The following is a 12,532-nucleotide window of genomic DNA, read 5'->3' on the forward strand; positions in this document are numbered from 1 at the left end:
CTCGACCGACCGAGGAGCACCCGTGCCCGACATCCGCCGCACCGCTACCGACCTGTACCTGAAGACCGCGACCACCCTGCATCGCACGCTGCTCGACGTCACCGGCGGCCGGGTGGGCACTCGCTTCAAGCGCATGCCCACCCTGACCCTCACCACCACCGGCAGGCGCAGCGGGCTGCCGCGCACCGTCGTCCTGACCGTCCCGGTCGTGCAGGGCGACAGCTATCTGATCGTGGCGTCCAGGGGTGGGGACGACATCTCCCCCGATTGGTTCCGCAACCTGTGCGCCCATCCCGAGGTCGCGGTGTCGTTTCAGCACGGGCCGATCCAGCCGATGACGGCTCATGTCCTCAGCGCAGCCGAGCGCGAGCGGTGGTGGCCGGAGGTCGTCGCGGCGTACCCCGGCTACGAGACCTACCAGAAGCGAACGACTCGACGGATACCCCTCGTGGTGCTGACCCCGCTCGGCGGTGGTCGCCTCTGGTGAGCGACCGGCGACGGGGCCGCGCCCGCGACACTCGCCACACTGGGGTGCGGACTTTCAGTGGCCGGCCAGGTCGGCGGCCGTGCAGCGGTCCCAGATCTCGCGGGCGGCTATCCGGACCGGGCCGACCAGCTTGCGATAGTCCAGCGCGGTGACCGGCGCACAGACCGAGATGCCCGCCAGGTTGCCGTAGATGTGGTCGGGCGGGCCGATGGAGACGCCGACACAGCCGATACCGGAGAAGGCCTCGCCCCGATCGAAGGCGGCGCCCCGATCCCGGATCGTGGCCAACTCCTCTTCCAGCTGGGCGTCGGAACCGATGCTCTGCGCGGTGCGCCTGACCAGCTCCTTCTCGCCGGTGTGCTCGAGCTTGTCGACCACATGCGGATCTTTGGTCGACTCGGTGACGGCCAGCTGCGCCTTGCCCACGGCGGTCAGGTGGGCGGGCACCCGCTGTCCGACGGCGGTCGGCGTCGGACCGGACGCGCGGCCGTTGATCTTGGCCAGGTAGACGGTGTCGCCGCGGTCGACCACGGCGAGCTGGATGGTGAGTCCGGTCTGATGGGTGAACGCCTGCATGACCGGGCGCGCCCCTTGCAGCAACCGGTTCTGGTTGAGCGCGGCCTGGCCCATTTCGTAGGCCTTGACGCCGAGCTCGTAGGTTTGCTCGGGTGAACGCGCCAGCCAGCCGGCAGCGGCCAGCTGCTCCAGCAGGCGATGCACCGATGAGCGCGGAAGACCGGTTCGTGAGGTCACCTGAGCCAGGGTCAGCGGACCCACACCGTTGAAGGTTTCCAGCACCAGCGAAATCCGCTCGACGACCGAGACCGGCACGCCGGCTGGGCTTGATGTTCTCACTCGACCTCCCAACCGCCCATCACATCACTGTGACAGGAGTCACGGTACTACCAGGTGCAGGTGCCCTTCAAACGGCTCGCGCCCGGCGTGACCACGAGGATCACATGAGGCAGCGGTCACAGCCGAACGTGGTTCCCGATCAGCGAGACGTTTCGATCCACCGCCGGTGCGGCGGGCCTAGCCTTCCGGGGGCTCCTATCCGGCACGGACGGGGCGGGCACGATCGACCACGACCAGGAGGGCGGATGTCCACGGATACGAGTGCCGATCGAGTGGTCCTCGCGGACTCGGCGACGGCGACGGCGAACTCGCCCGGGCGCCGTGTCCGGGTGACCGAGGTGATCGAGGAAACGGCCGACGCGCGGTCCTTCGTCGTCGAACCGCTCGGCGACGAGTTCGGCGCGGGCTACCGGGCGGGGCAATTCCTCACCGTCCGGGTACCCGACATCGGCACCGGCGCCGCGCGCTGCTATTCACTGTCGAGTTCGCCACACGCCGATCCGTCGATGAAGTTCACTGTCAAGCGAGTGGCGGACGGCCGCGGGTCCAACTGGCTGTGCGACAGTGTCGCCGCGGGAGACGAGCTGGAGGTGCTGCCCCCAGCGGGCACCTTCACCCCCGCGTCGCTGGACGAGTCGGTGGTGCTGGTGGCGGGCGGCAGCGGCATCACCCCGGTCATCTCGATCGCGAAGTCCATCCTGTTCGCGGGCAGCGGCGACGTCGTGCTGATCTATGCCAACCGGGATCAGGACTCGGTGATTTTCGCCGAGGAGCTGCGCGCGCTGGAAAGCCGTTTCGCCGAGCGATTGTCGGTTCTCCACGTGCTGGAATCGGTGCAGGGCTATCCGACGCGGCGCACGCTGTCGCTGCTCGTTCGGCCCTTCCTGGACCGGACGGTGTACATCTGCGGCCCGACGCCGCTGATGGATCTGACCGCCGCGGTGTGCGAGGCCGAGGGCTTGCCGGCCTCGCGGGTGCACTCGGAGCGGTTCCTTTCCCTGCAACGCGACCCGTTCGCACCGGAGGCCACCGAGCCGAGCGCCGACGAGGCGGGCGAGATGGTGTGCCAGGTCGAGGTGAGCATCGACGGCGCCGAACACCAGGTGCCGTGGACAGCGGGGCGCACGCTGCTCGACGCGTTGCTCGCCGCCGGTGTGGAGGCGCCGTACTCCTGCCGGGAGGGCGCCTGCAGCGCCTGCGTCTGCGCACTGACCAAGGGACGAGTGCGCTTGGCGCGCAACGAGATTCTGACCGAGGACGACCTCGCCGACGGTTACATCCTGGCCTGTCAGGCCGAGCCGGTCAGCGACGAGATCGCGATCGAATACTGAGGCGCCGGATCGGTGTCCCACTCAGTAGGAGACGCGGGTCACACCGCCGATCGGGCTGCCAAGCTGATCACAGTGCGCCGAGATTCGCGGTCGCAGCCCATCTGACCAGGAGGTATTCGTGACTTCCACGCCTGAAACCGGAGACCGGGTCCGTGTCATCGACACCGGCCGACCGCCCGAGCGGTACGCCCGCGGGTGGCACTGCCTGGGTCTGGCCCGCGACTTCGCCGACGGGCAGCCGCACCAGGTCTCCGCGTTCGGCACCGAACTGGTCGTGTTCGCCGGGGAAGACGGAAAGCTGAACGTGCTCAACGCCTTCTGCCCCCATATGGGCGGAAATCTGGCGCACGGCACGGTGAAGGACAACACGATCGCTTGCCCGTTCCACGACTGGCGCTGGCGCGGCGACGGCAAGTGCGCCGGGATTCCCTATGCCCGTCGGGTGCCGCCGCTGGCGCGCACCAAGTCGTGGCCGACGATGGTGGTCAGCGGGCAGTTGTTCGTCTGGCACGACCCGCAGGGCCGCAAGCCTCCGGCCGAGCTGGCCATCCCGGAGATTCCCACTTACGGGGACCCGGGCTGGACGGACTGGGTGTGGAACTCGATCCTCGTGGAGGACTCACACTGCCGCGAGATCGTCGACAACATCGTGGACATGGCGCACTTCTTCTATGTGCACTACGGCATGCCGACCTTCTTTCGCAATATCTTCGAGGGCCACACCGCCACGCAGCTCATGCGTTCGCGACCCCGGCCGGACGCGGTGGGGGTCAGCCAGAACACCACCGATCTGAGCGTCGAGAGTCGTTCCGACGCCGCCTATTACGGCCCGTCCTACATGGTGGACAAGCTGTGGAGCGCCCAGTACTCCGACCGTGACGAGCCGAACATCTACCTGATCAACTGCCACTACCCGATCACCCCGACCTCGTTCCGGCTGCATTACGGCGTGATCGTGGAGAAGCCGGCGGGCATGGACGACGAGACCGCGAACGCGATGGCCGCCGCCGTGGGCCGGGGCATCGCGATCGGCTTCGAGCAGGATGTCGAGATCTGGAAGAACAAGGCGCGCATCGACAATCCGCTGCTGTGCGAGGAGGACGGCCCGGTCTACCAGCTGCGCCGCTGGTACGAGCAGTTCTATGTCGATGTCGAGGACATCGCGCCGGAGATGGTCAACCGATTCGAGTTCGAGATCGACACCGAGCGCGCCCTGCAGAACTGGCAGGCCGAGGTGGACGCCAACCTGGCCGCCGGGCGCAGCGCCATCGCCCCGAACCTCGCCGCCCGTCACCAGGCCGCCCCCGCCGGTTCCTGACGATCAGCCCTTCCCTTTCCCGCTTCACGGACCAGGAGTTCCGATGTCCCACACCGTCCTCGACAATATCGTCGCCCTCGCCGACGAGCTGCGTGCCGGCGCGGAGGAATCCGATGCGCTCGGCCGCCTGACCGACGGCATGGCCGGGCAGCTCAAGGAGGCCGGCATCATCCGGCTGCTGCAGCGCAAGAAGTACAACGGCTTCGAGGCACATCCGCGCGAGTTCGCCGAGACCGTCATGACGACCGCCAGTATCTACGGCTCCGCGGGCTGGATCGGCGGCATCGTCGGCGTGCACCCCTGGCAGCTCGCCTTCGCCGACCCGAAGGTGCAGGACGAGGTGCTCGGCACCGACAGCGACACCTGGCAGGCCTCGCCCTACATGCCGGGCGGGGTCGCGGTGCCCACCGACGGCGGCTACATCATGAACGGGCGCTGGCAGTTCTCCTCCGGCACCGATCACTGCGACTGGATCTTCCTCGGCGCCATGGTCGGCGGCCCGGACGGCAAGCCGCTGATGCCGCCGCATGGCCTGCACGTGATCCTGCCCCGCGCGGACTACGAGATCGTGGCGGACTCCTGGGACGTGGTCGGTCTGCGCGGCACAGGCAGCAAGGACATCGTCGTCAAGGACGCCTTCATCCCGAGTTACCGGGTGATGGATTCGGCGAAGGTGATGGACGGGCGCGCGGCGCAGGAGTACGGCGTCACCGAGACGCTGTACAAGATGCCGTGGTCCACCATGTTCCCGCTGGGCATCACCTCGGCGACCATCGGCATCTGTGAGGGCGTGCTCGCCGCCGGTATCGCCTACCAGCGCAACCGCGTCGGCGCCACCGGCGCCGTCGTCAAGGACGACCCGTATGTGCTGCACGCGCTGGGCGAGTCCGCCTCGGAGATCGACGCCGCCCGTCAGCAGTTGCTGGCCAACGTCGACCGTGTCTACGACATGGTCGACCGGGGCGAGACGATCGACTTCGAGACCAGGGCCCGGGTGCGCCGCGATCAGGCGCGGGTCGCTTGGCGCGCGGTCCGTGCCGCCGACGAAGTCTTCGACCGGGCGGGAGGCAACGCGTTGCGCATGGACAACCCGCTGCAGCGGTTCTGGCGCGATGCCCATGCCGGCCTGCACCACGCCATTCACGTCACGAGCACCACATATCACGCCGCCGCGCTGGCCTCGCTGGGCGTGGAGGTCCCGCCGGGACCGCTGCGCGTGATGATCTGACCGGTTCGAGAGGAACGTGAGCAACGATGACCGAAATCAAGGGGCTCGGCTACGTCCGTGTTCTCGCCACCGACATGGAGCGTTGGCGCACACTCGGTTTCGACGTCCTGGGATTCGCGCCGGGCGTCGGCGCGGAATCCGACGCACTGCACTTCCGGATGGACGAGCGACCGGCCCGCATCACCGTCGAGCACGGGGACGTCGACCGGGTGACCGCCGTCGGCTGGGAAGTCCGGGACGGACTCGCGCTGCGCCGGCTTGCCGAGCACCTGCGCAGTGCCGGATTCGAGATCACCCCGATGCCGCAAGAGCTGGCCGACCGCCGCAAGGTGGAGGCCGGGTTCAGCATGAAAGACCCCGGCGGCACTCCGCTCGAGTTCTTCCACGGCCCGGTGCTCGAGCACAGTCCGGTGGTGACCAAGTATGGTCAGCGTTTCGTCACGGGACAGCAGGGCATGGGCCACGTGGTCATGCCGACGACCAACTTCGACGAGTCCTTCGCCTTCTACAACGAGACGCTGGGCTTCTTGTCCCGCGGTGCCTTCCGGATGCCCGCTCCGCCGGGAACCCCGCCGAAGCGGATCCGGTTCCTGGGGGTCAACCAGCGCCACCACAGCCTGGCGATCATGCCGAGCCTGGAGGGCAGGGATCCGGGGCTGATCCATGTGATGGTCGAGGTCGACGAGCTCGACGCTGTCGGGCGGGCCTACGACCAGGTCATGGCACGCGACTTCCCGGTGTCCTCGACCTTGGGCAGGCACACCAACGACAAGATGATCTCCTTCTACGTCCGGGTGCCGGGCGGCTGGGACATCGAGTACGGCTACGGCGGCAAGCTCGTCGACGAAACCTACTACACCGCAGAAGAAATCACCGCGGACAGCTACTGGGGCCACGAGTGGATGTGGATGCGGGAGATGAGACAAGCCCAGCAGGCTCAGACGGCCCGGACCGCTCAGTGATGACGACCTCATCGAGGGAAGTGAATCTTGTGACAACTCAGGACAGCGATTTCGACGCCGTCGTCGTCGGAGCGGGAATCTCCGGCCTGTACGCGGTGTACAAACTGCGCGGCCGAGGAATGCGCGTGCACGGTTTCGAATCCGCCGAAGACGTGGGCGGCACGTGGTACCACAACCGGTATCCGGGCGCCCGCTGCGACGTCGAAAGCGTCGACTACTCCTACTCTTTCGACGAGGAGTTGCAGCAGGAGTGGACCTGGTCGGAGCGGTTCGCGACGCAGGAGGAGATCCTGCGCTACCTCGAGCACGTCGCCGATCGGCACGATCTGCGCTCGGCCTACGACTTCCTGACCCGGGTGAGCGCCGCTTCCTACGACGAGCGGACCCGGCTGTGGACGGTCTCCACCGATACCGGCAAGACCGTCACGGCGCGCTTCTGCATCCTGGCGACAGGCGTGCTGTCGGCGACCAACACCCCCGACATCCCGGGCCGCGACACCTTCGGCGGCGAGATCTACCACACCGGCGAATGGCCGCACGAGCCGATCGATTTCACCGGGAAGCGGATCGGCGTCATCGGCACCGGCTCCTCCGCCATCCAGGCCATCCCGGTGATCGCCGAGCAGGCCGAACACCTCTATGTCTTCCAGCGCACGCCGAACTACTCGATCCCGGCGGGCAACCGCCCGCTCGATCCCGGCTACCTGGCCGAAGTGAAAGCGAACTACGCCGAACGCCGCAGGTTGTCGCGGGTCAGTGGCGGCGGCACCCCGAACAGCCCGTACCCCAAGGGCGCGCTCGAGATCGATGCCGCCGAGCGGACCCGGATCTACGACGAGTGGTGGCAGCGTGGCGGTTACCTGTTCGCGAAGGCTTTCCCGGATCAGACGACCAACCTGGCCGCCAACGACACCGCGCGCGAGTACGTCGAGGCCAAGATCCGCGAGATGGTGCGCGACCAGGAGCTCGCCGACCAGCTGATCCCGAACGATCACCCGATCGGTACCAAGCGCATCGTCACCGACAGCGGCTACTTCCAGACCTACAACCGCGACAACGTCACCCTGGTGAACCTGCGCCGCACCCCGATCGAGCGGATCACCGAGACCGGCGTGCGGACCTCGGAGGCTTCCTACGACCTGGACGTGCTGATCTTCGCCACCGGCTTCGACGCCATGACGGGCTCGATGTCGAGGATCGACATCCGCGGCCGCGACGGACGGGAACTGCGCGAGGAGTGGGCGGCCGGCCCGCGGACCTACCTCGGCCTCGCGGTCGCGGGCTTCCCCAACATGTTCATCCTCACCGGGGCGGGCAGCCCCAGCGTGCTGGCCAACATGGTGCTGATGGCCGAGCAGCACGTGGACTGGATCGCGGGCTGCCTGGACCACCTCGACGAGCACGGGTTCACCACCGTCGAGGCGACCGAGGAAGCGGTCGACGAGTGGGTGACCGAGTGCAACGAGAAGGCGGCGGCCACCCTGTTCCCCTCCGCGAATTCCTGGTACATGGGCGCGAACATCCCCGGCAAGCCGCGCGTATTCATGCCCTATATCGGCGGATTCGGCAACTACAACGCGGTCTGTGCCGAGGTTGCCGCCGCTGGTTACAAGGGCTTCGAGCTGGGCGGCGCCCCGGCCCCGGCAGCGGGCTGACCGGTATCAACGACGAGAAGGACGTGGTCGAGATGGGCGGACAGCGACGGTCCGACCTGCATCCGGAGGTCGAGGCGATGCTCTCGGCGCTGGAATCGTTCCCCGACGTGACTCGGCACGAGGCGGCCGAGTTGCGGGAGATCATCGTGTCCCGGCGCGCGCCGCTGACCCGGCAGCCGCAGATGCGGCGGGCCGAGGACAAGGTCATCGAGGGGCCCGGCGGTGATCTGACGCTGCGGGTGTATGTGCCCGAGGTACAGCGAGACGCGCCGCTGCCGGTGGTGGTCTTCGCGCACGGCGGCGGATTCGTCTTCTGCGATCTGGACAGCCACGACGAGTTCTGCCGGTCGATGGCCGCTGCGGTCGGGGTCGTGGTGGTCTCGGTCGACTACCGGCGCGCTCCTGAACATCCTGGGCCCGCGGCGATGGAGGACGTGTACGCGGCCCTGGTGTGGGCGAACGCGCACGCCGCCGAGTTCGGCGGCGACCCGGAGCGGATCGCGGTGGCAGGCGACAGCGCGGGCGGCAATCTGGCGGCTACGGCGAGCCTGGCCGCCCGCGACCGCGGCGGCCCGCGCATCACCGCCCAGATCATGCTCTACCCGGTGATCGACGACGACTTCACCACCGAGTCCTACCGGCGCTACGGCGAGGGCTACTACAACACCACCACGGCCATGCGCTGGTACTGGCAGCAGTACGCTCCGCACGGCACCGACAGCCCGTATCTGGTTCCGAGCAAGGCCGATTCGCTGGCCGGTCTGCCGCCCGCGGTGGTGGCGACCGCGGAGCTCGACCCGCCGTGCTCGGCCGGGGAGGATTACGCCCGCAGGCTCGTCGAGGCCGGGGTGCCGGTCACCGCGCACCGCTTCGACGGGCTCTTCCACGGATTCCTGACCTTCCCGAGCCTCGCACTGACCGGCCCGGCGCGTGAACAGGTCTGGACGATGATGCGCGACGTGCTGGAGGCGTCATGACACAGCGACTCACCGGCAAGCGAGCCCTGGTCACCGGCAGCAGCCGGGGGATAGGGCGGGCCGTCGCGCAGCGGCTGGCCGCCGAAGGCGCGACCGTGGCCGTCACGGCCCGCTCGCAGGATCCGAGCCCGTCGATCCGGGACGGACAGACCCAGGTGCTCTCCGGCACCCTGGCCGAGACGGTGCGCCTGATCGAGGCCGCGGGCGGCCGGGCGATCGCGATCCCGGCCGACCTCGAGGACGCCGAGCAGCGCGCCGGCTTGGTCGACCGCGCCGCCGAGGAACTCGGCGGCCTCGACATCCTGGTCAACAACGCCGGATTCGCCGACTACAGCGCCATCGAGAAGATGAGCGACGCGACGTTCCACCGGACGGTCCAGCACTACCTCGAGGTGCCGTTCGTGCTCAGCCGCGCGGCGATCCCGCACCTGCGCGCGCAGGGCGCGGGCTGGATCGTCAACATCGGATCGTCGACCGGGCTCAGCCCCATCCGGCCGTTCCGCGAGTACAACAAGACCTCCGGCGACGTCGTCTACGCCTCGGTCAAGGCCGCGCTGCATCGCTTCACCCAGGGGCTGGCCGCCGAATTGCTGGACGAGAACATCGCGGTCAACGCGGTGGGGCCGTCGACGGCGATCATGACCCCCGGCGCGGCGGCGCTGCTGCCGCAGGGCTACGACACCGAGCCGGTCGAATACCTCGCGCAGACGGTGCTCGAGATGTGCACCGCACCGGCCGCCGATCGGACCGGGCTGGTCGCTTTCAGCCTGCATTACCCGTACGCGACGGGCACCCCGGTGCGCTCGCTGGACGGCCGCACCGAACTGCCGCGCCGGGAACCCCCGGCGTGGGCGAACCCGAATATCCTGCCGGAGGGCGTGTGATGGGCAGCTGTGCGCAGGAACGCTTCTCGCGCGGCACCGCCGTGGTCACCGGCGCTGCCGCCGGTATCGGCCGCGGCCTGGCCGACCATCTCGGCGCGCTGGGCATGACGGTGGTCGTCGCCGATATCGACGAGCGCCGCGCCGCGGAGGCCGCCGCCGAGATCGTCGCCCGCGGCGGCGCGGCCGAGGGGCACGGCGTCGACGTGGCTGACGAGCAGCAGGTCGAGGCCTTGGCGGCGGCGGTCTTCGCTCGACACGGCAGTGTCGAACTGCTGATCAACAACGCGGGCATCGAGTCGGCGGGGCTGCTGTGGGAGATCGATTCCACCCGGTGGCGCCGGCTGATGCAGATCAACGTCGACGGCGTCTTCTACTGCGTGAAATCGTTCGTGCCGCGCATGATCGCGGCGGGGACGTCGGCCTGCGTGGCCAACCTCTCCTCGGTCGGCGGCCTCAACACCGTCGCCGTCCAATCGCCTTACATCGTCAGCAAGTTCGCGGTGCAGGCGATGACCGAATGCCTGCATCAGGATCTGTCGATCATCGGCGCCCCGATCCAGGTCAGCGCCGTGGTGCCGCATTCGATCCGCAGCGAGATCTTCCTCGCCGCCCAGCGCGAAGCGCCCACCACGAACCCGACCGCCAATGCCGTGTTCGCCGCGATGCAGCGCGACAACGTCGAGAAGGGGCTCGACCCGCTCGACGCCGCCGAGCACATGATCGAGCAGATCGCGCGCGGCGACTTCTGGGTCTTCTCCGACGACGCGATGTGCGCTGCGTCGGCGACCCGGCGCGGCGAACAGTTGCGCACCCTCAGCCCACCCGCGAACCCACGAGACATGCTCGCCCGGATGGGCGTTCCACTTCCGGAAGGTAGCTCATGACCGACACCGTCGTCGCCGGCGTCTCCGCCGCGTCCGAAGCCGCACTGCACCAGGCCATCGCGGAATGTGAACCGGCCCCGCTGCTCATGTCGATGGTGCACGTGACCGGCGATCCAGGGCTGCTCGACGAGTTCGGCGCGGACCTGACCATCGAGGAACCCGGCAATCACTACCGCACCGGTGTCGCGCCGACCGTGCCGCCGGGCACCTACCCCGAGGCCGTCGCCGAGGCGATCCGCGCCCGAGCCCGCGAGGTGTTGACCCCGGACGCGGTCGCCACCCTCGATGTACCCGACGAGGAGCTGTTCCGGCGGATGGCCACCATCTGCACCTCCCAGCGTGTGGACGCCGAATTCGTCCCGCTGCTGCTCGAGCAGTCCGGTTTCCGGCAGGATCCGCGCCGTGTCCCGGTGACGGTGATCCCGCCCGCCGATTTCGACGTGATCGTGATCGGCGCGGGCATCGTCGGCATCAACGCCGGAATCAAGCTGGGTGAAGCGGGATTCGGCTACACCATCTTCGAGGAACGCGACGATATCGGCGGCACCTGGCACCGCAACACGTATCCCGGCGCGGCGGTGGACACCCCGAGCCACTACTACTCCTACTCGTTCGAACTGAACCCGAACTGGTCACGCTACTACCCGACCGGCCCCGAGTATCAGAACTACCTGCTCGATGTGGTGGCGAAGTACCGCCTGCGCGAGCACATCCGGTTCGGTACGCGGGTGCGTTCGGCGACCTGGCTCGAGGACGACAAGCGCTGGGAGGTCGTCACCGAGGACCGTGCGGGTGTGCGCACCCGGCACCGGGCCCGTGCGGTGGTCACCGCGCTCGGCATGCTCAACGAGCCCAACATCCCGGACGTGCCGGGGATGGACACCTTCGCGGGCACGATCGTGCACACCGCGAACTGGGACACGAGTCTGGATCTACGCGGTAAGCGGGTGGTGGTGCTCGGCACCGGTTGCACCTCGGTGCAGGTCGTGGCCGACATCGTCGACGAGGTGGAAACCCTGGATGTCGTCGTGCGCAGCCCGCACTGGCTGGTGCCGGAGAAGACCGTCGGCGGCGACGTGCCCGACGGCGAGAAGTGGGCGATGGCCCATCTGCCGTTCTACGACAAGTGGTTCCGGTTGCGCACGTACTGGTTCGCCTCCGACAACCTCTACCCGCTGCCGCGTATCGACAAGGAATGGGCGGCTACCCATCTGTCGGCCTCGCCCGCCAATGACATGGTGCTGCGCACGGCGCTGGGATACCTGCAGAAGAGCTTCCCGGACCGGCCCGACCTGATCGAGAAACTGACCCCCGACTTCCGGCCGTACGCCAAGCGGATCGTCAAGGATCCCGGATTCTTCGCGGCGCTGAAGCGCGAGCACGTGAGGTTGCACCGCGCCTCGTTCCGGGCGATCACCCCGGACGGTGTGCACACCACCGACGGCGAATTCGTCCCCGCCGATGTGATCATCCTGGCGACCGGATTCCAGCTGCAGTTCACCACCACCATCGACATCACCGGACGCGACGGCCGCACGCTGGCGCAGGAGTGGAAGGGCGGCGAGGACCCGCGCGCCTACCTCGGGGTCCAGGTGGCCGGATTCCCCAACCTCTTCGTCACCGCCGGCCCCAACTCCGCACCCAATCACGGTGCGGGACACAACATCACCGGCGAAGAGCAGGTCCACTACCTCATCGAGTGCCTGCAGTACCTGCTGGAGAACGACCTTGCCGCCATGGACGTCACCCAGGAGGCACTCGACGAGTACAACCGCCGCGTCGACGAAGCGCTCGACGAGACGGTGTGGGTGCACCCGGGTGCGGAGGTCAACGGCTACTACCGCAACAGCGCGGGCCGGGCGGTGGTGCCGTGCCCGTGGCGCCTCGTCGACTACTGGACGATGCTGCGCGGGCCGCATCCCGAGGACCTCACGTTCATCTCGCACTGAAA

General features: G+C 68.3%; 11 protein-coding genes. 10 read left to right on the forward strand and 1 reads right to left on the reverse strand.

Annotation, left to right across the window (positions count from 1 at the left end; all coding sequences use genetic code 11):
• The first annotated feature begins 22 nt into the window (after positions 1-22).
• Complete coding sequence (locus IU449_RS00775) at positions 23-487, forward strand: nitroreductase/quinone reductase family protein (protein ID WP_324188028.1); 465 nt, start codon at positions 23-25, stop codon at positions 485-487.
• 54 nt (positions 488-541) lie between these two features.
• On the opposite strand, the gene IU449_RS00780 is transcribed toward IU449_RS00775, so the two are convergent.
• Positions 542-1,342: an IclR family transcriptional regulator gene (locus tag IU449_RS00780; RefSeq protein WP_067855992.1), complete on the reverse strand. Its 801-nt coding sequence runs from the start codon at positions 1,340-1,342 to the stop codon at positions 542-544.
• 245 nt (positions 1,343-1,587) lie between these two features.
• On the opposite strand from IU449_RS00780, the gene IU449_RS00785 reads away from it, so the two are divergent.
• From IU449_RS00785 to IU449_RS00825, 9 genes are all read left to right on the forward strand, one after another.
• The gene (locus IU449_RS00785; RefSeq protein WP_195000053.1) at positions 1,588-2,673 is read left to right on the forward strand and encodes a ferredoxin--NADP reductase; all 1,086 of its coding nucleotides are present in this window, start codon (positions 1,588-1,590) and stop codon (positions 2,671-2,673) included.
• A gap of 118 nt (positions 2,674-2,791) precedes the next feature.
• Entirely contained in the window at positions 2,792-3,991 is a 1,200-nt protein-coding gene (locus IU449_RS00790) for a Rieske 2Fe-2S domain-containing protein (protein ID WP_195000054.1), read from the forward strand.
• 43 nt (positions 3,992-4,034) lie between these two features.
• Positions 4,035-5,219 carry an acyl-CoA dehydrogenase family protein gene (locus IU449_RS00795; RefSeq protein ID WP_195000055.1) on the forward strand — a complete coding sequence of 395 codons (1,185 nt, stop codon included), beginning with the start codon at positions 4,035-4,037 and terminating at the stop codon, positions 5,217-5,219.
• A 26-nt stretch (positions 5,220-5,245) separates the two neighbouring features.
• The gene (locus tag IU449_RS00800; RefSeq protein WP_195000056.1) at positions 5,246-6,181 is read left to right on the forward strand and encodes a VOC family protein; all 936 of its coding nucleotides are present in this window, start codon (positions 5,246-5,248) and stop codon (positions 6,179-6,181) included.
• Entirely contained in the window at positions 6,181-7,836 is a 1,656-nt protein-coding gene (locus IU449_RS00805) for a flavin-containing monooxygenase (protein WP_195000057.1), read from the forward strand. Before IU449_RS00800 ends, IU449_RS00805 begins: the two co-directional genes overlap by 1 nt.
• Before the next feature lie 32 nt (positions 7,837-7,868).
• On the forward strand, positions 7,869-8,813 hold the full coding sequence (locus IU449_RS00810) for an alpha/beta hydrolase (protein ID WP_195000058.1): 945 nt from the start codon (positions 7,869-7,871) through the stop codon (positions 8,811-8,813).
• On the forward strand, positions 8,810-9,697 hold the full coding sequence (locus tag IU449_RS00815; protein WP_195000059.1) for an SDR family NAD(P)-dependent oxidoreductase: 888 nt from the start codon (positions 8,810-8,812) through the stop codon (positions 9,695-9,697). The genes IU449_RS00810 and IU449_RS00815 overlap by 4 nt, the downstream gene beginning before the upstream one ends.
• A complete protein-coding gene (locus IU449_RS00820) occupies positions 9,697-10,581 on the forward strand; it encodes an SDR family NAD(P)-dependent oxidoreductase (protein ID WP_195000060.1) in 885 nt (294 codons plus the stop codon). The genes IU449_RS00815 and IU449_RS00820 overlap by 1 nt, the downstream gene beginning before the upstream one ends.
• Positions 10,578-12,530 carry a flavin-containing monooxygenase gene (locus tag IU449_RS00825; RefSeq protein ID WP_195000061.1) on the forward strand — a complete coding sequence of 651 codons (1,953 nt, stop codon included), beginning with the start codon at positions 10,578-10,580 and terminating at the stop codon, positions 12,528-12,530. Before IU449_RS00820 ends, IU449_RS00825 begins: the two co-directional genes overlap by 4 nt.
• Positions 12,531-12,532: the final 2 nt, after the last annotated feature.

Source organism: Nocardia higoensis, assembly GCF_015477835.1.
Classification (GTDB): Bacteria; Actinomycetota; Actinomycetes; order Mycobacteriales; family Mycobacteriaceae; genus Nocardia; species Nocardia higoensis_A.

Bases quoted from the DNA above. Each gene is read 5' to 3' on its own strand.
- IU449_RS00785 (WP_195000053.1), top strand. From the start codon at position 1,588: ATGTCCACGGATACGAGTGCCGATCGAGTGGTCCTCGCGGACTCGGCG.
- IU449_RS00795 (WP_195000055.1), top strand. From the start codon at position 4,035: ATGTCCCACACCGTCCTCGACAATATCGTCGCCCTCGCCGACGAGCTG.
- IU449_RS00800 (WP_195000056.1), top strand. From the start codon at position 5,246: ATGACCGAAATCAAGGGGCTCGGCTACGTCCGTGTTCTCGCCACCGAC.
- IU449_RS00805 (WP_195000057.1), top strand. From the start codon at position 6,181: ATGACGACCTCATCGAGGGAAGTGAATCTTGTGACAACTCAGGACAGC.
- IU449_RS00810 (WP_195000058.1), top strand. From the start codon at position 7,869: ATGGGCGGACAGCGACGGTCCGACCTGCATCCGGAGGTCGAGGCGATG.
- IU449_RS00815 (WP_195000059.1), top strand. From the start codon at position 8,810: ATGACACAGCGACTCACCGGCAAGCGAGCCCTGGTCACCGGCAGCAGC.
- IU449_RS00820 (WP_195000060.1), top strand. From the start codon at position 9,697: ATGGGCAGCTGTGCGCAGGAACGCTTCTCGCGCGGCACCGCCGTGGTC.
- IU449_RS00825 (WP_195000061.1), top strand. From the start codon at position 10,578: ATGACCGACACCGTCGTCGCCGGCGTCTCCGCCGCGTCCGAAGCCGCA.